Raw genomic sequence first — 19,104 nt, 5'->3', positions numbered from 1 at the left:
AACAGGCTGGCTCAGTGCACCTGCTCGACACTCCTTTTACGCGGCGCATGACCTTGCTCATGCGCCTCGTCGCTTTCCACGATCGGCACTTCCTTGCCGTCGCAGTCAAACAGCTTGCCGTCGCGGAAGAAATCGCCATCGTTCAGGCCGGAGATGTCCGTGTAGCGCAAGGTGCGCTCGCTGGCAGCGGCAAACACTGATTGATTGTCCGAATTGCCAGCCCGCAGGTGGTTGAACAGCAGGTTGAGCAGGATCGCCATGATCGCTGACGAGCTGATGCCGGAGTGGAAGATGGTTTCGACCCAGGCCGGGAAGTGGTGATAGAAGCTCGGCGCGGCGATCGGGATCATGCCGAAGCCGATCGAGGTGGCCACGATGATCAGGTTCATGTTGTTGCGATAGTCGACCTGCGCCAAGGTGCGAATGCCGCTGGCCGCGACGGTGCCGAACAGCACCACGCCGGCACCACCGAGAACCGCGGTAGGCACGGCGGCAACCAGTCGCCCCATCACCGGCAGCAACCCCAGCACCACCAGAATCATCCCCGCATAGGCCACCACGTAGCGACTCTTGACGCCAGTCACCGCCACCAGACCGACGTTCTGCGCAAAGGCGCTCTGGGTGAACGAGCCGAACAGCGGCGCCAGGGCGCTGGAAATCATGTCGGCACGCAGACCGTTGCCGAGGCGTCTGGAGTCGACCTTGGTGTCTATGATTTCGCCGACGGCGAGAATGTCCGCCGACGTTTCGACCATGGTCACGACGATCACGATCAGCATCGACAGGATGGCCGCGAGCTGAAATTCCGGAGCGCCCATCGGCAGGATGCCGGGCAACGCCACCAGCGGACCGTCGAAGGCCTTGGAGAAATCAGCCATGCCAAAGGCCATCGCCACCAGGGTGCCGATAAGGATCGCCAGCAGAATCGACAGGCGCGAGAGGCTGGCGCTGCCCAGCTTGCTCAGCAGCAACACCGTGGCCAGGGTGAACGCCGCCAGGGAGATGTTGGCCGTGCTGCCGAAGTCGGCGGCCTGACTGTTGCCACCCATGGCCCAGCGCGCCGTGACCGGCATCAGGGTCAGGCCGATCGTGGTGATCACGATCCCGGTGACCAGCGGCGGGAAGAACTTGATGATTCGCGAGAACACCGGCGTGATCAGCAGGCCGACGAACGACGACACCATCACCGCGCCGAACACCACTGACAGACCGCCAGTACCGTTATTGCCGATGATGGCGACCATGGTCGCGACGCTGGCGAACGACACCCCTTGCACCAGCGGCAGGCGACAGCCGAAGAAGGGGATGCCGAGGGTCTGCAGCAGGGTGGCCAGGCCACCGGCGAACAGCGACGCGGCAATCAGCAGGCCCACGTCGGTGGCGCTCAGGCCGGCCGCCTGGCCGATGATCAGCGGCACGGCGATCATGCCGCCATACATCGTCAGCACATGCTGAAGACCGTAGGCCAGGTTGGCGCCGACGCCGAGGTTCTCGTCTTCCGGGAGGGATGAAGCAGGAGAAGTCATGGTGAATAGCTCGCTTTTGTTTTTTTGATGCGTCTAACAGCACGGTCTCAGTCGCACGGGATGAATACGGTGAAGGCAAGGCAGCAGTGATCCGGCTGCTGCGCCGTTGCGGGCGCAGCGACCGGGGTGGGTTATTCGCCGATGACCAACTGGCGGGCCAGTTGGTTGTGGCGTTCGAGTACCAGCGGCAGGTCGATGGTGGTGATGCGACCATCCTTGACCACCACGCGGCCGTTGATGACGCTGGTGTGAACCTGGGTCGGCGTGCAGAACACCAGCGCCGCCAGCGGGTCGTGATGGGCGCCGGCGTAGGACACATGGCCCAGGTCGAAGGCCACGAAGTCGGCGATCATGCCCGGCGCCAGGGCGCCGATGTCATTGCGGTTGAGCACCTTGGCGCCACCCAGCGTGGCGATTTCCAGCGCCTCGCGAGCGGTCATCGCATCCGGGCCGAAACCGACGCGCTGCAGCAGCAGGGCCTGGCGCACTTCGCCGATCATGCTGGCGCCGTCGTTGGACGCCGAACCGTCGACCCCCAGGCCGACCGGCACGCCGTGGTCGCGCATCTTGCGGATCGGCGCGATGCCCGAGGCCAGGCGCATGTTCGAGCACGGGCAGTGGGCGACGCCGGTGCCGGTGCGGGCGAACAGCTCGATGCCATGCTGGTCGAGCTGCACGCAGTGGGCGTGCCAGACGTCATGGCCGACCCAGCCGAGGTCTTCGGCGTACTCGGCCGGGGTCATGCCGAATTTCTCGCGGCTGTAGGCGATGTCGTTGACGTTCTCCGCGAGGTGCGTGTGCAGCGACACCCCGTACTGGCGCGCCAGCACCGCTGCTTCGCGCATCAGGTCGCGGCTGACCGAGAACGGCGAGCAGGGCGCTACCACCACGCGCAGCATCGAGCCATGGCTGGCGTCGTGGTAATCCTCGATCAGGCGCTGGGACTCCTTGAGGATGTCGCTTTCCTTCTCCACCACCGAGTCAGGCGGCAGGCCGCCCTGGCTGCGGCCGACGCTCATGCTGCCGCGCGCGGCGTGGAAGCGCATGCCGATTTCCCCGGCGGCGTGGATGCTGTCGTCCAGCTTGCAACCGTTGGGGTAGATGTACAGGTGGTCGCTGGAGGTGGTGCAGCCCGACAGGATCAGTTCGGCCATCGCGGTTTGAGTCGACACCGCGATCATTTCCGGCGTCAGGCGTGCCCAGATCGGATACAGGTTGGTCAGCCAGTTGAACAGCTCGCCGTCCTGCGCCGCCGGCACCACGCGGGTGAGGCTCTGGTACATGTGGTGGTGGGTGTTGACCAGACCGGGGATGACCACCTTGCCGGTCATGTCCAGGATCACATCGGCGTGCTGCGGCAGCTCATCGCTGGGGCCGACCTGCTTGATCACGTTGTCCTCAATGTACAGGCCGCCGCGTTTGATCTCGCGGCGTTCGCCGTCCATCGTCACCAGAAGTTCGGCGTTCTTGACCAGTAATGTCTTGGGCATGGGTGTTCCTCTCCTCTTGGGAGTCTTGTTTTCAGCTGGAATGTGTACCGGCACCCGGTCAGCGACCCGAGCAAAGCCCGTGCCGCCCGGCGCTGTATGGGAATACGGCGTTGCCGGCGGGCTCGATCAGTGCGCGAACGCACGCTTGGGCTCGGCGCAAGGGGATGTCCTTGGCGGGCTCAGGCGGTGACGAAAGGTATTGGGTAACAGGTCCGGGCCGTCCTGCGAGTCGCGATTGGCCTTAGCCAAGGGGACGAGGAGGGGGACTGGCATGAACGACATTCGGAGATGACGCTCGAGGGGGGCGAGCAAGTGTCGGTGTTGCATGGCTAAGACCGTCGCAATACGCATCGGCGATTACCGATGTCGTAGGCGTGGATTAGTGTAAACAGGATTTTTTTATTTTGTATACAGGAAATCGGGTGGCGGGCTTTCCGAGGGGCGCTGCTACCCGACGGGTGTAACGGGTGCAGAGCGGGTTCGGCTACAGTGGGCCGTTCAGATCGTTGCCCGCATCAGGCCCCTGGTTCGGGTAACCCAGTGAATTGAAATGTTATGGAGAACGACCGCTCGTGCACATCCGACTCACCGAAACAAAAGACTGGAGGCTTCTGAAGTACGTCCGTCTCGCCGCGCTTCTTGATGCACCCACCGCATTTGGCGTGAGTCACCAGACGGCAGTCGCCTACACCGATGAACAGTGGCAAGAGCGTGCGTCTTCGCAGGGAACACAATTCTGGTTGGCGTTTGACGGCGACGAACCCATTGGCATGATTGGCGCTGCGATTAGTGACGGGGGGCGCTTTAACCTGATTGGCATGTGGGTCGTGCCCGTGGGCCGGGGTTCAGGAGCGGCGGCGCTATTGGTAGAGGCGGTAAAGTCTCGGGCTCTGGAGCGTGGGTTTGAGCGGGTCTATCTGGACGTCTCGCCGGAAAACGCCAGGGCTGCGAATTTGTATTTGAAGCAGGGTTTTTCGTTTATTGATGAGTGGGAGCCTTTGCACAGTCATCCGCATATCGTGGTGCAGACGATGGTTTGGGCGGGTGATTGAACAGAACTGGTCAGCAGCGTGGGCGATTCGCTGTATCGCGGCTGGTCAGAGCATTCCGAACGAGTTGAGGATGCTGTTGTGCCGCGAGTAAAGTGAACCCCTAACTCATCAGGACAGAGGCAAACCCGCATGGAAGCATCAGCCACGTTTTCCACCCGAGATTTCACCCCGACAGGCGTTTCGCCGGTGCCGGAAATCACCACCGCGTTGCCCGTGTCCGTCAGCACCATGGAGAAAATCTATTCGGGCGACATAAGCGGGACGTCCTCCACGGTCTTTACTGCGGCCTTCGATCCAATGACCAGAACGGGCAGCTACATGGCGCTGGAAAGTTTCGATGGAACTGTGAATGGTCGGCAGGGGACGTTCAATTTCATTCATTCCGCGTCCACTACGGGCACCAATCGCGCAGATGAGTTTTTCAGCATAGTTGCTGGTAGTGGAACAGGGGATTTGCAAGGGATATCGGGGACGGGCGGGATTAAGGTCGATGCTGATGGTACGCATCGTATTTGGCTGGATTATCAGTTGGGATAGTGCTGCGAATGTTGTTAGGGAATCGGTACGTTTTCACAATATTCAGTAGAGATAGTGCTCTTGCTAGACGTGCGCCGCTGGGTACTTTCGGCCAATAGCGGACGGTCACAGACGAATTGCCTTCACGTCAGACATCCCCACATTGTGTTCGGAATTTAGAAAAGTCTTTCCCTGATTCGCTCCTGTTTCCAGAAAGCCCTCGAACCTAAAGTACGTCCTGCCAGCAACATCACACTTACTTTAGGAAATCTCATTATGAAAACGGCAATGATCATCGTCGCACTCTTGGGCTTCAGCTCTGTGGTAGCGGCACAGGACGGCGCTGCAAATACTCAACCTGTCGAGCAATACGGTTATGGCACCCACCTTGATGTCGCAAAGGTCATCTCTGAAGACCCGGTGCCAGATATTTGCGCTGTAGTGCCGACGCACATGACCTATCAGGATTCAAAAGGCAAACAGCACGTACTGGCCTATAGCGTCATGGGCCGTTGCAGCCAGGGCTAAGTCAGATGTTCGCCCATCATTGCGCCTCGGAGAGTGGTCTCATCGAGGCGCAAATACCTTTTTGCCACGCAGTGTTTCAATCGATCAGTGCTTGGGCCGTGGCTGCCAGCTGACTGCCAACCCGATCTTTCATCGCTTCAATAAATCGGGTGATTTTTGCATCGACAAACTGCCGAGAGGTATAGACGGCGTACACGTTGCGCTCATAGGTATGGTAGTCAGGCAAAACCCGCACTAGCTTGCCGGAACGCAAATCGTCGATGGCCGTGAATCCGGCCAGCAAGCCAATCCCCGCGCCCTCTCGAATGGCAAGCGCCATCGCATCCATATCGTTGACGCTGAAACTTGGACCTGTCGGGACAAATGTCGCGTCCCCGGCTTTGCTCTTTAGCTGCCACTCATCCCGCACATAGTCCACGGTACCCAACAACAGACACTGGTGATCGCGCAGATCTTCAGGCGTCTCCGGGGCCGCATGCCGGGCCAGGTAGTCTGGCGACGCCACCAGCACACAATGGCTGACACCGATCTTTTGGCTGACATACGCCGAATCGGGGAGTGCACGGGCGATCAGAATCGAGACATCCAGTTGGTCTTCCAACAGGTTAGGCATGCGTTGCGAGAGCAATAAATCCACGGTCACTTCCGGGAATTGTTGGCGGTATTCCAGCACGGCCCCGGTGACCAGATGCCGGGCTAGTCCGGGAACGCAATGCACCCTCAGTGTTCCCCGAGGCTCCAGCGCGGCATTGCTGGCTTCGGCTTCGGCACTCTCCAGATCAGCCAGAATTTTCGTGCAGCGCTCATAGAACCGTCGCCCCGCATCGGTGACCGACAGGCGTCGGGTCGAGCGTTGCAAGAGGCGCGCATCGAGCACGTTTTCCAGCGCAGAGACAGCACGCGAGACGTTACCGACCGTGGAGTCCAGATGATTGGCCACGGCCGTGAAACTGCCCATCTCGACAACCTTTATGTACACCGACATGTTCGAAAGCTTATCCATCGCGACCTTCCTGTAGATCTGACGCTCACCCGTGATAACGCGCATTTTTTCCGGATGCTACACGTTCAGCCCGCGGCTCGATATTACCTCTGGCGACAACAATGATTCCCTTTGGCCCGTCTAAATCAATGGGCACTCCTTCCATAAACTTGGTTGCACAGGCCGCCTGAACAGGCGCCGGGTTTCATCCGAATCTCTGACAACCAACTGAAGGGCGCATCATGAAAACCTCCTACGACCCACTTTATCTTTTCATCGGTGGTGAATGGATCAGTGCCGAAGGGCGCGATACTGCCGCCGTCGTCAACCCGGCAACCGGCCGGGAAATAGGCCGCGTCCCACTCGCCACCGCAGGCGACCTTGATCACGCCTTGGAAGTAACTCGCCTGAGCTTCGAGCAATGGCGCCAGACCGTGCCTGACAAACGCGCCAAGATCCTCAAGCGTGCCGCCGACCTGATCCTCGAACGCGCACCGCAAATCGCCGCGCAGATGACCCTGGAGGAAGGTAAGCCGCTGAGTGAAAGCCTCGATGAAGTGACCCGCGCGGCGGAGTATTTCGAATGGTTTGCCGAAAGCGCCCGGCGTATCGATGGCCGCGTGGTCCCGGCCAACCGTCCAGGAGTGTTGCAACTGGTCAAGCGCCAGGCCATCGGCCCAGTGGCCGCCTTTACACCGTGGAATTTCCCGGCCATCACCCCGGCACGCAAGCTCTCGGCAGCGCTGGCCGTGGGTTGCAGCGTCATTCTCAAACCCGGTGAAGAAAGTCCCTCCACAGCGTTGGCCCTGGCGCGTGCACTCGACGATGCAGGATTGCCCAAGGGGGTTTTGCAAGTGGTCTTCGGCGTACCGGATCAAGTGTCCAGCCATCTGATCGCCTCGCCGATCATTCGCAAAGTGACCTTCACCGGTTCGGTGCCCATCGGGCGCCTGCTGTCTGCACGAGCTGCCGAAGGCGTGAAGCCCATCACCCTTGAACTCGGTGGGCACGGACCGGTGCTGGTGTTCGAGGATGCCGACATTGAAAAAGCCGCCATCGAAGGTGTCGCCAACCGCTTTCGCGGCACCGGGCAGGTGTGCATTTCATCCACTCGGTTTCTGATCCAGCGTGGCGCCTATCAAGCCTTTGTCGATCATTTTGTCGCGGCGACCCAAGCCCTGAGGATCGGTGAAGGCCTGCATCCGGACATCCAGGTCGGCCCCTTGGCCAACCCAAGGCAATTGGCAAAGATGGAAGAACTGGTCGCCGATGCCGTCGAAAAAGGTGCACGGGTATTGGTAGGTGGCGAAGCCTTGCCAGGTGAAGGCTACTTCTTTCAACCCACGGTGCTGGCGGATGTGCCGATGAACGCCCGCGTCATGCACGAAGAACCCTTTGGCCCCATCGCCGTGCTGATGCCGTTCGATGAACTGGCCGATGGACTGCAAGAAGCCAACCGCCTGCCCTACGGACTGTCGGCTTACGCCTTCACCTCCAGCGCGCGCACGGCCATTGATGTCGCTGACGGATTGGAGGCCGGGATGATCGGCATCAACCAATACCGCATCGTCGCTACCGAGCTCCCGTTCGGCGGCATGAAAGAAAGCGGTCACGGCTCCGAAGGCGGCATTGAAGGCATCGAACACTATCTCACCCACAAATTCATCAGCCAGGTTTAAGGAACTCGCCCATGTCCAAGCTCAACTTCAATAGTCCTCGCGAAGCGGCGCGCGCATTCACGCCGAAGCTGGCGCAATTCGTCGACTCAACGCTTTATCCACTCATCTGGAGCGATCCGGCACTGTCCCCGCGCGACCGTAGCCTGATCACCGTGGCGGCATTGATAGCCGCTGGTCATTCGGAAGAGTTGCCTGCTCACTTGCGCCGGGCGGCTGACAACGGTGTGACCCACGATGAACTGGCGGCAGCGATCACGCACTTGGCTTTTTATGTGGGCTTCCCTGGCGCCATTACCGCATCTGCTATCGCCAACGCCACGTTCAATGAAACGGAGAACAACTGAATGAAAGCCATCAACATCACAGAATTTGGTGCACCAGACGTTCTGGAACTCGTAGAGTTCGCCAATCCTGAAGTGCGTCCTGACGACCTGCTGGTGCGTGTCTATGCCGCCGGAGTGAACCGTGCGGATCTGACTCACCGGACCGGCGGGTACGGCCATCCGAATTTCGGTGACTCGCTGATCATCGGCCTGGAAATCGCCGGCGAAGTGATTGGCAAAGGTAACGCGGTGACAGGGTTCGAGGTCGGAGATCGAGTCATGGGCGTGGTCGGCGGCGGTGCCTACGCCGAGCTGGCACGCATCGATTACCGCATGGCCATGCACATCCCCGCGCAGCTTGACTATGTACACGCGGCAGCCATTCCCGAGGTCTTCGTCACGGCCCATGAAGCGATGATGCACCTGGCTCGGCTCAAAGCCGGCGATTCGGTGCTGATTCACGCGGCCGCCGGCGGCGTCGGGTCTGCCGCTGTGCAATTGGCTTACGCCACCGGCGCCACGGTGTATGCGACGACCGAAGGCAGCAAGTTGGCGCGTGTCGAGCATTTGGGCGCTGACGTGGCGATCGATTATAAGACGCAGGACTTCGCTGAAGTGATCGCCGACAAAACCCAGGGCCGCGGCGTCGATGTGATCATCGACTTTATCGGTGAGCCCTACTTCGCCCGCAACGTCGCGTCCCTTGCACGCGGCGGCCGCCTCATTCAGGTGGGGATTCTCGGCGGTGGCGGCAACGTCACGGTGGCGCTGGAGGACATTCTTTATCGCCACTTGCAAATCATCGGTACGGTCATGAAGTCGCGCACGCAACCGGAGAAACACGCCATGATCAAGCGCTTCCGCGAGCACTGGCTTGATCGCTTCGAGGGTGCCGGAAGCCTTGAGCCGGTTGTCGATAGCATCTTTGCGCTAGCACGGGCTGCCGATGCGCATCGCCGGATGGAGTCTTCCGAAAACGTCGGGAAAATCATTTTGACGATGCAGCTTGAAGACTTGCTTTAAGTCTGGCCACGTTGGGGATAGAGCTGAAAAAAGGTGCCCTTAGTGGGTACCTTCAACGGGTGTGGGGAACACCTCTGAGCAGTGCGTTCTAAATCGGCTGATCGCGACAACCGGGCTAATCGTGACAGGCAGCTATTGGCCGGTTAGCGTCCCTTGCCCGAGCTAACCATCCTTGTCCTCCTGTATGCGGAGGACACTTCCATGAACACCATTGCTACCTACAGCCATCAGCCCTGGAACAAAGGAAAACTAGTCGGACAGAAGGCACCGCTCCGCCTGAGAGATATCTGGGCGATTCGAGTGAGACTGCAAATCGCCGAGAGAACTCGAGATCTGGCGCTCTTCGATTTAGCCATCGACAGCAAACTGCGAGCCTGCGATTTGACCAAGCTCCGTGTGCGCGACGTTGCTCATGGCGAGCACGTGTCATCGCGAGCCATCGTGATGCAGCAGAAAACTCATCGACCAGTTCAGTTTGAGATCACGGAGCAAACACGGATGGCTCTCGAAACCTGGATACACCAGGCACAACTCCGCAGTGAGGACTGCCTTTTTCCGAGCCGGCTGCATGCCTCCGATCACCTTTCCACTCGGCAATATGCCCGTATCGTCAAAGCATGGGTGCATGTCATAGGCCTTGACCCGGCCATGTATGGCACTCACACAATGAGGCGTACGAAAGCATCACTGATTTATCGCAGGACGAAGAACCTGGGGGCGGTTCAACTGCTGCTCGGCCATACCAAGCTTGAAAGCACCGTTCGATATCTCGGGATCGAGGTAGATGACGCCCTGGAGATGGCTGAGCAGACAGAGGTTTGACTCGGCACATAGCGACGGCTCACTGCCAGGCCGTCGCTAACCGGCCAAAAGCTGCCAGTCAGATTCCTAGCAACTCAGGGGCAATTCAATCAATCTAGATTTTCCGCCGACGGCGTAAGGCGCTCGAGGTAGGGACGGCACAGGTACCATTTGATTTTTAGCGATCTGATGTATAAAAGTGTTGGCCGCTGTTTACAGCGGTTTAGAGAAGCTCAGTGCAGGAGGCATTGTGGATACATTCATATGGTGGCTAGGGCTAATATCTGCGTTAGCTTCAATAGGTAGCGCCATCTGGGCAGCAGTCGAGGCACGGGCTTCAGCCAAGTCGGCCTCCCAAGCCGAACTCGTGCGTGATCGAATGGTTAACCACCGATACGTGGCCGAATCACACCAACTCCTCCAGTCCACACGAGCGATGCTTCAGACGGTTTCTGCGATAGGCCCATCGTGCATGCAACGTGATCTTCGTGGTCTTGATCTCAGAAATATATCTGCACAACTTGTAACTTACTGCACTACGTTGAATGAAAGTAGCTATCTCTTTAGGGGCACCGACAATCCTGCAATGGAGCTTTCCGACGAGCTTTTGCGAAAGGCGGGGGTCATTGCTGCCGCCCAGTCGTTAGAAGACGTAACGCTCGCGGGCCGGCAGGCTTTTGCAGGTATAAATTTATTTTTACCCAAGATAAAGCAAATATCGGATGATCGACGGGAAAATTTTTGAGGGGGCTCAATGAAACTGACTAATGGCGAACGGTTGATAACGCTGATGCTATGCGAGTTGTACGACAAGCTGGACGTTGCGGGCGAGGTCGATCCGGATTTCTTACGTACAGCTATTTATACCGAGAACGAATGGAGCCTTGCATGGAAATATCCGGGCGTTCCTTTCGAGTCGGGGGAAGAGCCTCCCGAGCTGCGAGAGGTGCTTGATATCCTAGAGATGTGGAGTTTTATCGAAACGTCGTACGCTGAGTTAAACGAGAACGACAAAATTTCCTTGCTAGCCAAAACACATCCTTTTACAACAGCACCACAATTTCCGGGCTTCGATGGAAATAATGAGGCTGAATACATCAGCATCAGCTCGATACTAATCGATCAGCTTGACCGATTCCAAGATTTCAGTGGGCGAAACCTCAACGCACATATGCCAACGCTGGACTTGCATCGCAGAATGCTCGAAAAATTTAGAGAGGTCAGAGAGGGGAATTGGGATCTCCTAGACGTCGATGAGCTTGAGAGTGTTTTGCTTGAAAGAGTGCACCCTGAAAATCGAAATTGAGAAATCGCAGCATCAATTGGCAGGTTTTAGCATCCATCAGTGCCGAGTTGGCGTGGTTCTGCTTCCGGTCGATTACGCTCTTTACCAGAGTGTAATCGGCCAATAGTATCCAGTGGGATGCCGGCGTACTCTTACAAAAAAACACACATTCAACGGCCCCCGACTATTGAGACTTGTGGGCCTCGACGAAGGTTTGTAAATCTAGAATAGCATCTCATGCTCTAACTCCACCCTAATGGCCTGAAAACTTCAGCCAAATTTTTATTGGGCTTTTGCATCTAGGTGTTGGCGACTTGAAATTGCGGGCATGAAGTATGCCTGATATAAAAGTATCCTTCCAGAGGAGGAATTTCTTAAGATGCAAATTAATTTCATTTGCCCTAATGATCGCCCAGACCAATGTCCTGATCTAATGTGGGAGTTGCAAGTTAAACTTGATTCATGTGCTCAGCAATTGTTTGGCAAGAGGAACCCGAATAAATCGCTTCTACGCCCAGCCTTTGTCGCAGACGGCCCTCACGTCAGGAATACTGTCCGTCTTGACGGTGGATTCGCAGAACTGAGCCTCAACGCTGCTGGCTACTGGCCTACAGCGATCTATGAATTGGCACATGAAACAATCCACTTGCTTGACCCTCGACCAGGCCACCCCCATGGTAAAGGGGCTACTTGGCTTGAAGAGGGATTAGCCGTGAATTTCTCGTTAGCGGTTTCTAAGGCGATTGGTGACCCGTCAACAAAAGTTAGCGTTCAAAAATATAAAATAGCGAATCAACTCTTCAGCAGACTTGGAGGAAATCTATTCCACGCGGCAATGGAAATCAGAAGCAGGTGCGGACACTTTAGTGACGCAAAGATTTCTGACATACTGGCAGTCTCGCCAAAAGTCCCTGTGAATATTGCAGAGAAGCTCGTCTCATCTTTCTATTCTTGAATCCGTCCTACTAATGTCTGTGGAGTGCCCCTGGTTTTGCAGGCAAGCGGAGTGTCAGCTATTAGCCGATAGCTGCCTTCCGCGAGTGGCAGCCAACGGTCAATAACTGATTTTCATGAAAGGCGCATGGTAGGTGATGATATTTATCCAGTTCTTTCCAACTCTGCCAGTCGTGATAACCGGTTGATCCTTGAACTTTTACGTAAGTTTCTGATGGGCTTCGTATATATCCTCCAGAGAAGCATCTTGATATGTTATCTCCAGAAAATTCCACCCCTCTTCTATGAGTCCTGTCAGGGTATATAAAAAATCACTGGTGATATCATAATCAGTTCGCTCGAAGCTGCTGAAATGTGGCAAAGGAGCAATCTCAAAAAACTCTCGCCTCCCATTTACTCTGTGGCCTCTTAAGATTTCGTGAGCAGCTTGCTCGGCTAAATATTTATCACTAACGCGCCAAACATGGTAAATCGTCATTGGTAACGCGGTTCCGGTAGTGTGAAGTTGTTTTCTCCTAGCGAGTGGATCTTTACTAAATCCAACTTTAATCAGATTGTTATTTAAGTGATCTCGAAAGATGTATATAAAACCTGGTTGCGGGTCAGGATTTTTTCTCATTTCAGCAAGCTCCTTAATTATTTAAAAAATTAAATCTAACTGAGAGATTAATCATCTCACGACTCGTGGAAGCTTTAAAGGTGTAATGATATAACCAATTAAGCCTTTGCATGAGCGTCAGCTTTGGGGCCATAGCAGCCGGTCATTGAGGCCGCTATCGCCCCATAGCGGTCCTTCTCGGAGGACAGCATTCGATTGCAGCCCGCGATATGCAGCAACCGGCCAGAAGCAACCTTTCCACCCCGTCGGGTACTAGCCGATGCCGGCAGGCTACTTGGCCCGCCTTTCCTCTGGGCACTCCCACTAGGACACATAACCAATGCAGCAAACCATCACCTTGAACCTACCGTACGACCTCTCAGCCGATGATTGGAATAAGGTTTTATCAGTCTATCGCGAGATGGATGGCTGGATCGAAGCTCAAGGCTGTTGGTTTGCCTCACCAGACAGCAAGGGGCACGTAGGCGTCTCGATTGAGCCCAGCGGGTTGCTGGTGATGGGATACACGGACGCAGGTCTATTTCGAGCCTGGGTGACCAAGCTGTGCGCCAAACTGAGTTTGTCGCTCCAGCGGCCCGTCTACGACGCAGAAATGTAGCAAAGTGGCGACTAGCACCGTTCTGTTGAAGGCGCTTCTTTGGAGAGCATCCACGTTAGAAAAAAGCAAAAGGTACAAGCCATCTGGCTATCGCTCAGAATCTGACTGACTGCTCTGGGTCGATTGCTGCCCTTGACGACAGACCGCTCTGGGTCGGTAGCCGCCTTTCGTGAAATACGACCCCATCTGGAAGCAACCCTGCTTTGCTTCCGGCCATCCCTCCATGAAATTGCACATCGCCCCGCCTCTCGCCTCACCACCTCCGACAACTACACGATCGATTCCCCAGGCCTGAGCCGTGCCTTTAAGCATGAGGCAGCGTCGCACGCCGTGCTGACGGTGTTCGCCCAGAGAATAATGGGAACCGTTCAAACCGCCTACCCTGCCACCCTGTCAAAGGCGCAATCCTTGAGAACTAACCACCCGATTCCATGGGAGCACTGTACGTGCCTATCGATTTCAGACCCGCTCAAGCCTCGGACGCGCACGATATTGCGCGCTTCTTTCAACTGACATCGGAGGGGATGGCCGATTACATATGGAGCAAGCTTGCCGCACCGGGAGAAGCACTGCTGAGTGTCGGTGCGTCTCGCTATGCCAGGGAGCAGGGCGACTTTTCCTACAAGAACTGCTTGATGGCCACTTTCGAAGGGCGCGTCATCGGCATGATGCATAGCTATGCCTTGCGCGAGACCCCTGACAGGCCTGTTGAGACAGACCCGGTCCTCGCGCCTTATTCCGATATGGAAATACCCGACACCTTGTACATATCCAGCTTGGCTCTGGATGAGGCCTGGCGTAGCCGGGGGCTGGGCGTCGAGTTTCTTCGCCACGCCCAGCAGCGTGCTGAGGACTCTGGCCTGGATGGGCTATGCCTGATCGATTATGCAGAAAACCACGGTGCACGCCGCTTCTACGAACGTCACGGTTTTCAAATTGTTAAAACCTGCCAAATCGTTCCGCACCCAATGCTGGGCGTAACCGGTGAAGCCTATTTGATGTATCGCCCTACCCACAACGTGCTGGAGAAAAAGCCATGAACAAGACATTGACCGTGTTCCGCGAACTGGATATCCAACCGGTGCGCGACCTTCCCTTTTTTGAAGAGGTCGTGGAAGGTACCCCTCATACGCTGACGTCCAAGTACTATCACGATGAACAGCAAGGTCGCATTTCCGGAGAATGGCAAGCCAGCACCGGAGCGTGGCGGATCGACTACAAAGTTTGGGAGTTCTGCCATGTCCTGAGTGGATGCTGCGTCATCGAGCTTGAGGGTTGTGCCCCCATCACACTGGCCGCTGGCGACACGTTCATTATCGAACCGGGCGCCAAGGGCAAATGGACCGTGCTGGAAGACATGAAAAAGAACTTCGTGATCCTCTTGCCCGCGAACTAGGTACGGGGTCGCGAAAGGGGCGCGCTCGCTAACTGCAGCTATCGACCCATGGCGGCCTCATGCGAAGGGCTGCAATCGGCCAGAAGCTGCAGGTTATTTACTCTTATAAATCAGGCACGTTCCACGCTGTGGCTTGGTGAACTCAATAACTGAGCAATTCTCTTGCGCAGTTCACCATGCGCCTGCTCATCGTAGGGCGTCGCTGTTTTCCAGTCATAAAACCATACGGGCATTTTGCGACGGTGCTCCGGCTCCGAGGCGAAACGAGGAAAAATGTGGCAGTGCAATTCTGGCTCAGTATTTCCCAGGATTTCGTAGTTCACGCGAAGTGCCGCGGTCGCCTCCAGGACGGCGTCTCCAAGGCGGGCCATATCCAGCAGGTAGGTTACTCTGGCCTCGGTACTCAGATCGTTGAGGCTAGGGACAACGGGGTCGGGTAGCAACAGGCAGTAACCCTGTAAAAATTGGACGTCCCCCATGACTGCCCACCCTGAGGCCATTCGGCAAATTACCTTATCGTTAGTGCCGTTACGAGCTTGCTCTACGCGTTGCGAAATCAGGGGCATGCATTGTCCTTAATGATGTGTAAGCGAGATCTGGCAGTCGAGTTCTATGATGTCTGTGAACGTGTGGACCCTCAAGTATCCACGAACTTTGCGACGTCGATCTTCAATGTACGCCCCTCAATCAGGCAAATGACCAAGCGGCAGCGGACTTTGCGCCTTGACCGTCTGTATGGCGAAGTTACTGCGGATATCACTCACCCCCGGCAACTTGAGCAAGGTCCCCGTAAGAAAACGTTCATACCCACGCAAGTCAGGCACTACCACGTGCAGCAGAAAATCAGACTCACCTGACACAAGAAACGCGGAAATCACTTCCGGTAGCGCCAACACCGCTTCGCGGAAGTTCTCCGCTTCTTTTTCGTGATGGCGCTCGACCTTGATGCCGACAAACACCGTCAACCCCAGCCCAACTTCATCTGGATCGAGGCTCGCCTGATAACCCCGGATCACTCCCGCCTGCTCCAGGTGACGCACGCGGCGCAGGCAAGGTGAGGCCGACAGGCCGATTTCGTCCGCCAACTGCACATTGGTCAGGCGGCCGTCGCGCTGAAGGGCCGCCAGAATACGGCGGTCGTAGGCGTCGAGTTTGGTTTTTGGCATATCAGGCCTATTTGAAAATCAGGATTGGCAGAACATGCCAATTCTAGCCATCTATGGGGCTGAACACGCAAGCACTTGCCCCGGGATTGAGCGTTAGACTTCCGTCCAGCGCTCAATCAGACGGAGTACCAAGCAATGGAAAACCCAGGGTTGTATTTGCTGGCATTAGCCATGATTTTCCTGATGCCCGGCCCCGACATGATCTTGCTGCTACAGACCGGCGCAAGTCAGGGGCGAGCGGCGGCACTGGCGACGGCAGTGGGTCTAGCCATCGCCCGTGGCTGTCATGTGGCGTTGGCGGCGATGGGCCTGGCGACGCTGTTCAAGGTGGCGCCCTGGACATTCGATGTGGTGCGTATCGCAGGAGCGGCCTATTTGCTGTGGATGGGAGTGCACCTTTTCAAACCGGGCGCGTTCGCCTCATTGGCCGGCACCGGCAAACAGCTTCAGGCAGCGCCCTTGCGATCGGCGATTCAACGGGGTGTGCTGACCAACCTGCTCAATCCCAAAGCGCTGTTGTTCTGCTCAGTGCTGTTGCCTCAATTCATCACTCCTGACGCGGAGCCGGTGACGACGCAGTTTGCGCTGCTCGGCTTGGTGCTGGTGGGGGTTGGCTTCGTATTCGATAGCAGTTACGCGCTAGCTGGAACCTGGATCGGCGGTTGGCTTGAGCGGAACCCGACAGCGCAGCGCATGCAGCGCTGGCTGTTTGGGGGATTGCTGATTGGTTTTGCGGCGCGTCTGGCGTTCATGCAGCAGGCTTGACTGGTCGTGATTCCCAAAAATCGAGCGCCGTTGGTGCGGCGCTCGATTTCATTGGTGCAGAAGACTTCCGTCATGCACCTGATGGCCTTGGCGAAACGCCTTTCCCTCCACTCAAATCACATAAAACCCGTGAGTCCCATCCCGCCCCAACTGCTCGACCAGACCAAACTCCCAATCCAGATACCCTTGCATTGCTTCACGCGGGTTATCGGTGCCTTCATACGGCCGGCGATAACGGTCACTGCGCGGTACCGCCAGGCGCGTTTCGCCATGTTCCAGCGGACGTTCTTCGGCGATCCAGCGACCCGTGCCGCCTTCCAGCAAGAACACCGGCTTGCGCGTCAGCGCCTGCAAGTCCACGGCGGCAAAGCGCGCCAGCAGGCTGCTGCCGCAGGTGACCACATACCGCTCAGCCACCGGCAGATTTTCCAGCGCCTGCGCCAGTTGCGCGCGAATCGCCCAGTGCGCGCCGGGAATATGCCGCTGCACGTAGTTGGCACTGGTGGTGAAGTCCAGCAGCACGGTGTTGCCTTCGTCCAGCCAGGTCTGCAGTTGCGCGGACTGGATCGACGGCGGCTGGGGCAGGGCCGGCAGCGGCACTTGCCACTCGCCGGTTTCGCTGAAGTCGGCCGCTTCCAGACCGTCGAGCACCGCGACCTGCCAGCCCATCTGCGCCAGCCACGAGGCGCTCATGTTGGCGCGTACGCCGTCATCGTCCAGTAGCACGATCCGTGCGCCGCGCACGCTGGCGCTGTGGTCGGTTTCCTGCACCAGTTGCCCGCCCGGCACCGAGCGGCTGCCCGGCAGGTGGGCCTTGGTGTATTCCTCCGGTGTGCGTACGTCGAACAGGTAGGTGGTGCGGTTGGTCTCGGCCTGCCAGGCTTGCAGGCCGCCTTTGGACAGACGCGCCACGCCGGCTTTATCGGCCACGGCGCGGGCACGGCTGGCCGCGCTGGCGCGGGTATCGGCGCTGACGGAAGCGAAGCGCTGCGACTGGCCGTGAGCCAGTTTCTGCCCGGCCAGGGTCCAGCCGATGGTGCCGTTGCGCAGGGCTGACACCGGGTTGGGGATGCCGGCGTTCACCAGCGACTGGGTACCGATGATGCTGCGGGTGCGGCCGGCGCAGTTGACGATGACCCGGGTCGCCGGATCCGGCGCCAGTTCGGCGACACGCAATACCAGCTCAGCGCCCGGCACGCTGATGCCGCCAGGGATGCTCATGGTCTGGTATTCGTCGAAGCGGCGGGCGTCCAGCACCACCACGTCGGCCTTGTCATCCAGCAATTGCTGGACTTCCTCGGCCGCCAGCGACGGCGTGTGGCGCTGGCTTTCAACCAGTTCGCCAAAGGCCTTGCTCGGCACGTTGACGTCACGGAACAGTTCGCCGCCAGCCTCGCGCCAACCGGCCAGGCCGCCGTCGAGCACGGCGACGTCGGTGTAACCGAGGGCCAGCAGGCGTTCGGCGGCGAGGGCGGCAAGGCCTTCGCCGTCGTCATACACGGTCACCGACGTGTCGCGCCGGGGCACCCGGGCGTAGACCTCGATTTCCAGTTTCGACAACGGAATATTGGCCGCGAAAAGCGGGTGCTCCAAGGCGAAGGGCGCTTCTTCGCGCACATCGATCAGGGCGAGTTCATGCTTGGCCAGCAAGTGCTGGCGCAGCTCGGCGTAGGAGCGGGTGGTCGCGGTGCTCATGGGGCGGGGTTCTCTTTGGACAGGTCCCAGATATTGGGCAAGCGGGTGTTTGAGTAGCCGGAGATAAAGGGCTTTTCGCTACCGTCGGCGAGGTAGACCGCCCGTTTTACCGCGCCGATGTTGGCGCCATAAACGTGGATGCTGATGGAGACCTGATCGTCATGGGCGTTGCTGACCTGGTGGATGTCGCCGATGCGTGGCGATACCGCTTCCACCTGGCCCGGCGCCAGGCGCACGGGGTCGCCGGCCGGGATCAGGGCGCCGCTGTCGGTGCGGGCGAAGCCTTGCGAATATTCGGCGCCGCGCAGCATGCCGATCAGGCCCCAGACCCGATGGTCGTGGATCGGCGTGCTCTGGCCCGGGCCCCAGACGAAGCTGACCACGGAAAAGCGCTGGCGCGAATCGGCATGCAACAGGAACTGCTGGTAACGGGTCGGATCGGGTTGCGCCAGCTCCTCCGGCAGCCAGTCGTCGTGAGCGACCAGTTGCTGCAACAGGTTCTGGCCACGGTCGAGAATGGCGGCTTCGTAGGTTTCCTGGTCGAGCAATTCGGCGAGGTTACCGATGAACTGGCGAAGGCGGTCCAGGCGTAGCGGTTCGGTCATGATTCAGGGCTCAGGCTGCGGTTTTCGAGAACCCTAGCAACCGCCAGATGATTCTCAAAATTCAAATTCTGCATAAGCTAATATGCGTAAAGAGAATTTTA

Annotated in this window: 22 protein-coding genes; 14 read left to right on the top strand and 8 right to left on the bottom strand. The window is 57.8% G+C overall.

Annotated features, from left to right (window positions below; translation table 11 throughout):
- Positions 1–11: 11 nt before the first annotated feature.
- Together NTD82_RS21380 and NTD82_RS21375 are read right to left on the bottom strand one after the other, a co-directional pair.
- Positions 12–1,526, bottom strand: a complete 1,515-nt coding sequence (locus tag NTD82_RS21380) for a nucleobase:cation symporter-2 family protein (RefSeq protein WP_262130134.1) — start codon at positions 1,524–1,526, stop codon at positions 12–14.
- 131 nt (positions 1,527–1,657) lie between these two features.
- Positions 1,658–3,016: an 8-oxoguanine deaminase gene (locus NTD82_RS21375; protein WP_095159649.1), complete on the bottom strand. Its 1,359-nt coding sequence runs from the start codon at positions 3,014–3,016 to the stop codon at positions 1,658–1,660.
- A gap of 572 nt (positions 3,017–3,588) precedes the next feature.
- On the opposite strand from NTD82_RS21375, the gene NTD82_RS21370 reads away from it, so the two are divergent.
- The 3 genes from NTD82_RS21370 to NTD82_RS21360 all read left to right on the top strand — a co-directional run bounded on the left by NTD82_RS21370 (position 3,589) and on the right by NTD82_RS21360 (position 5,112).
- Positions 3,589–4,068, top strand: a complete 480-nt coding sequence (locus NTD82_RS21370) for a GNAT family N-acetyltransferase (protein WP_262130133.1) — start codon at positions 3,589–3,591, stop codon at positions 4,066–4,068.
- 129 nt (positions 4,069–4,197) lie between these two features.
- Positions 4,198–4,605: a DUF3224 domain-containing protein gene (locus NTD82_RS21365; RefSeq protein ID WP_262130132.1), complete on the top strand. Its 408-nt coding sequence runs from the start codon at positions 4,198–4,200 to the stop codon at positions 4,603–4,605.
- Between the two features lie 255 nt (positions 4,606–4,860).
- A complete protein-coding gene (locus NTD82_RS21360) occupies positions 4,861–5,112 on the top strand; it encodes a DUF2790 domain-containing protein (protein ID WP_262130131.1) in 252 nt (83 codons plus the stop codon).
- A 76-nt stretch (positions 5,113–5,188) separates the two neighbouring features.
- Here NTD82_RS21360 and NTD82_RS21355 read toward each other — a convergent pair whose 3' ends face one another.
- The gene (locus NTD82_RS21355; protein WP_262130130.1) at positions 5,189–6,115 is read right to left on the bottom strand and encodes a LysR family transcriptional regulator; all 927 of its coding nucleotides are present in this window, start codon (positions 6,113–6,115) and stop codon (positions 5,189–5,191) included.
- 221 nt (positions 6,116–6,336) lie between these two features.
- Between NTD82_RS21355 and NTD82_RS21350 the strand changes: the two genes are divergently transcribed.
- The 7 genes from NTD82_RS21350 (at position 6,337) to NTD82_RS21320 (ending at position 12,160) form a co-directional block, all read left to right on the top strand.
- Entirely contained in the window at positions 6,337–7,773 is a 1,437-nt protein-coding gene (locus NTD82_RS21350; protein WP_262130129.1) for an NAD-dependent succinate-semialdehyde dehydrogenase, read from the top strand.
- Positions 7,774–7,784: 11 nt separating this feature from the next.
- Positions 7,785–8,117: a carboxymuconolactone decarboxylase family protein gene (locus tag NTD82_RS21345; protein WP_145598469.1), complete on the top strand. Its 333-nt coding sequence runs from the start codon at positions 7,785–7,787 to the stop codon at positions 8,115–8,117.
- The gene (locus tag NTD82_RS21340; protein WP_262130128.1) at positions 8,118–9,119 is read left to right on the top strand and encodes an NAD(P)H-quinone oxidoreductase; all 1,002 of its coding nucleotides are present in this window, start codon (positions 8,118–8,120) and stop codon (positions 9,117–9,119) included. It abuts the gene before it with no gap.
- A 201-nt stretch (positions 9,120–9,320) separates the two neighbouring features.
- Entirely contained in the window at positions 9,321–9,941 is a 621-nt protein-coding gene (locus tag NTD82_RS21335; RefSeq protein WP_262130127.1) for a tyrosine-type recombinase/integrase, read from the top strand.
- A gap of 451 nt (positions 9,942–10,392) precedes the next feature.
- On the top strand, positions 10,393–10,665 hold the full coding sequence (locus NTD82_RS21330) for a hypothetical protein (RefSeq protein ID WP_262130126.1): 273 nt from the start codon (positions 10,393–10,395) through the stop codon (positions 10,663–10,665).
- A 9-nt stretch (positions 10,666–10,674) separates the two neighbouring features.
- Complete coding sequence (locus tag NTD82_RS21325; protein WP_262130125.1) at positions 10,675–11,226, top strand: YfbU family protein; 552 nt, start codon at positions 10,675–10,677, stop codon at positions 11,224–11,226.
- A 358-nt stretch (positions 11,227–11,584) separates the two neighbouring features.
- Positions 11,585–12,160 (top strand): hypothetical protein, encoded by a 576-nt coding sequence (locus NTD82_RS21320; RefSeq protein WP_262130124.1) that lies wholly within the window; start codon positions 11,585–11,587, stop codon positions 12,158–12,160.
- Between the two features lie 198 nt (positions 12,161–12,358).
- Here the strand turns inward: NTD82_RS21320 and NTD82_RS21315 are convergent, their stop codons facing one another.
- On the bottom strand, positions 12,359–12,778 hold the full coding sequence (locus NTD82_RS21315; RefSeq protein WP_262130123.1) for a GIY-YIG nuclease family protein: 420 nt from the start codon (positions 12,776–12,778) through the stop codon (positions 12,359–12,361).
- A 319-nt stretch (positions 12,779–13,097) separates the two neighbouring features.
- On the opposite strand from NTD82_RS21315, the gene NTD82_RS21310 reads away from it, so the two are divergent.
- The 3 genes from NTD82_RS21310 (at position 13,098) to NTD82_RS21300 (ending at position 14,772) form a co-directional block, all read left to right on the top strand.
- Positions 13,098–13,376 carry a hypothetical protein gene (locus NTD82_RS21310; protein ID WP_262130122.1) on the top strand — a complete coding sequence of 93 codons (279 nt, stop codon included), beginning with the start codon at positions 13,098–13,100 and terminating at the stop codon, positions 13,374–13,376.
- A gap of 431 nt (positions 13,377–13,807) precedes the next feature.
- A complete protein-coding gene (locus tag NTD82_RS21305; RefSeq protein WP_262130121.1) occupies positions 13,808–14,416 on the top strand; it encodes a GNAT family N-acetyltransferase in 609 nt (202 codons plus the stop codon).
- A complete protein-coding gene (locus NTD82_RS21300) occupies positions 14,413–14,772 on the top strand; it encodes a cupin domain-containing protein (RefSeq protein WP_262130120.1) in 360 nt (119 codons plus the stop codon). Before NTD82_RS21305 ends, NTD82_RS21300 begins: the two co-directional genes overlap by 4 nt.
- A 110-nt stretch (positions 14,773–14,882) precedes the next feature.
- Here the strand turns inward: NTD82_RS21300 and NTD82_RS21295 are convergent, their stop codons facing one another.
- A complete protein-coding gene (locus NTD82_RS21295; RefSeq protein ID WP_262130119.1) occupies positions 14,883–15,338 on the bottom strand; it encodes an HIT family protein in 456 nt (151 codons plus the stop codon).
- Between the two features lie 117 nt (positions 15,339–15,455).
- Positions 15,456–15,938 (bottom strand): Lrp/AsnC family transcriptional regulator, encoded by a 483-nt coding sequence (locus tag NTD82_RS21290; protein WP_175650919.1) that lies wholly within the window; start codon positions 15,936–15,938, stop codon positions 15,456–15,458.
- A gap of 135 nt (positions 15,939–16,073) precedes the next feature.
- On the opposite strand from NTD82_RS21290, the gene NTD82_RS21285 reads away from it, so the two are divergent.
- Positions 16,074–16,703: a LysE family translocator gene (locus tag NTD82_RS21285; RefSeq protein ID WP_175650918.1), complete on the top strand. Its 630-nt coding sequence runs from the start codon at positions 16,074–16,076 to the stop codon at positions 16,701–16,703.
- Between the two features lie 111 nt (positions 16,704–16,814).
- Here NTD82_RS21285 and NTD82_RS21280 read toward each other — a convergent pair whose 3' ends face one another.
- On the bottom strand, positions 16,815–18,398 hold the full coding sequence (locus tag NTD82_RS21280) for a rhodanese-related sulfurtransferase (protein WP_262130118.1): 1,584 nt from the start codon (positions 18,396–18,398) through the stop codon (positions 16,815–16,817).
- Positions 18,395–19,003, bottom strand: coding sequence for a cysteine dioxygenase (locus NTD82_RS21275; RefSeq protein WP_262130117.1), 609 nt, complete (start codon positions 19,001–19,003; stop codon positions 18,395–18,397). The genes NTD82_RS21280 and NTD82_RS21275 overlap by 4 nt, the downstream gene beginning before the upstream one ends.
- Positions 19,004–19,104 lie beyond the last annotated feature (101 nt).

Origin of the sequence: Pseudomonas sp. 5P_5.1_Bac1 (assembly GCF_025466015.1) — a bacterium.
GTDB lineage: Bacteria > Pseudomonadota > Gammaproteobacteria > Pseudomonadales > Pseudomonadaceae > Aquipseudomonas.
Note: the sequence above shows the minus strand (reverse complement) of the source record. Positions and strands in the feature narration are given on the sequence as shown.

Excerpts from the sequence above, each read along its gene's own strand:
- NTD82_RS21305 (WP_262130121.1), top strand. The coding sequence starts at position 13,808 with ATGGGAGCACTGTACGTGCCTATCGATTTCAGACCCGCTCAAGCCTCG.
- NTD82_RS21310 (WP_262130122.1), top strand. The coding sequence starts at position 13,098 with ATGCAGCAAACCATCACCTTGAACCTACCGTACGACCTCTCAGCCGAT.
- NTD82_RS21380 (WP_262130134.1), bottom strand. The coding sequence starts at position 1,526 with ATGACTTCTCCTGCTTCATCCCTCCCGGAAGACGAGAACCTCGGCGTC.
- NTD82_RS21345 (WP_145598469.1), top strand. The coding sequence starts at position 7,785 with ATGTCCAAGCTCAACTTCAATAGTCCTCGCGAAGCGGCGCGCGCATTC.
- NTD82_RS21325 (WP_262130125.1), top strand. The coding sequence starts at position 10,675 with ATGAAACTGACTAATGGCGAACGGTTGATAACGCTGATGCTATGCGAG.
- NTD82_RS21355 (WP_262130130.1), bottom strand. The coding sequence starts at position 6,115 with ATGGATAAGCTTTCGAACATGTCGGTGTACATAAAGGTTGTCGAGATG.
- NTD82_RS21335 (WP_262130127.1), top strand. The coding sequence starts at position 9,321 with ATGAACACCATTGCTACCTACAGCCATCAGCCCTGGAACAAAGGAAAA.
- NTD82_RS21295 (WP_262130119.1), bottom strand. The coding sequence starts at position 15,338 with ATGCCCCTGATTTCGCAACGCGTAGAGCAAGCTCGTAACGGCACTAAC.
- NTD82_RS21340 (WP_262130128.1), top strand. The coding sequence starts at position 8,118 with ATGAAAGCCATCAACATCACAGAATTTGGTGCACCAGACGTTCTGGAA.
- NTD82_RS21315 (WP_262130123.1), bottom strand. The coding sequence starts at position 12,778 with ATGAGAAAAAATCCTGACCCGCAACCAGGTTTTATATACATCTTTCGA.
- NTD82_RS21365 (WP_262130132.1), top strand. The coding sequence starts at position 4,198 with ATGGAAGCATCAGCCACGTTTTCCACCCGAGATTTCACCCCGACAGGC.
- NTD82_RS21280 (WP_262130118.1), bottom strand. The coding sequence starts at position 18,398 with ATGAGCACCGCGACCACCCGCTCCTACGCCGAGCTGCGCCAGCACTTG.
- NTD82_RS21360 (WP_262130131.1), top strand. The coding sequence starts at position 4,861 with ATGAAAACGGCAATGATCATCGTCGCACTCTTGGGCTTCAGCTCTGTG.
- NTD82_RS21375 (WP_095159649.1), bottom strand. The coding sequence starts at position 3,016 with ATGCCCAAGACATTACTGGTCAAGAACGCCGAACTTCTGGTGACGATG.
- NTD82_RS21320 (WP_262130124.1), top strand. The coding sequence starts at position 11,585 with ATGCAAATTAATTTCATTTGCCCTAATGATCGCCCAGACCAATGTCCT.
- NTD82_RS21350 (WP_262130129.1), top strand. The coding sequence starts at position 6,337 with ATGAAAACCTCCTACGACCCACTTTATCTTTTCATCGGTGGTGAATGG.
- NTD82_RS21300 (WP_262130120.1), top strand. The coding sequence starts at position 14,413 with ATGAACAAGACATTGACCGTGTTCCGCGAACTGGATATCCAACCGGTG.
- NTD82_RS21275 (WP_262130117.1), bottom strand. The coding sequence starts at position 19,003 with ATGACCGAACCGCTACGCCTGGACCGCCTTCGCCAGTTCATCGGTAAC.
- NTD82_RS21285 (WP_175650918.1), top strand. The coding sequence starts at position 16,074 with ATGGAAAACCCAGGGTTGTATTTGCTGGCATTAGCCATGATTTTCCTG.
- NTD82_RS21290 (WP_175650919.1), bottom strand. The coding sequence starts at position 15,938 with ATGCCAAAAACCAAACTCGACGCCTACGACCGCCGTATTCTGGCGGCC.
- NTD82_RS21330 (WP_262130126.1), top strand. The coding sequence starts at position 10,393 with ATGCAACGTGATCTTCGTGGTCTTGATCTCAGAAATATATCTGCACAA.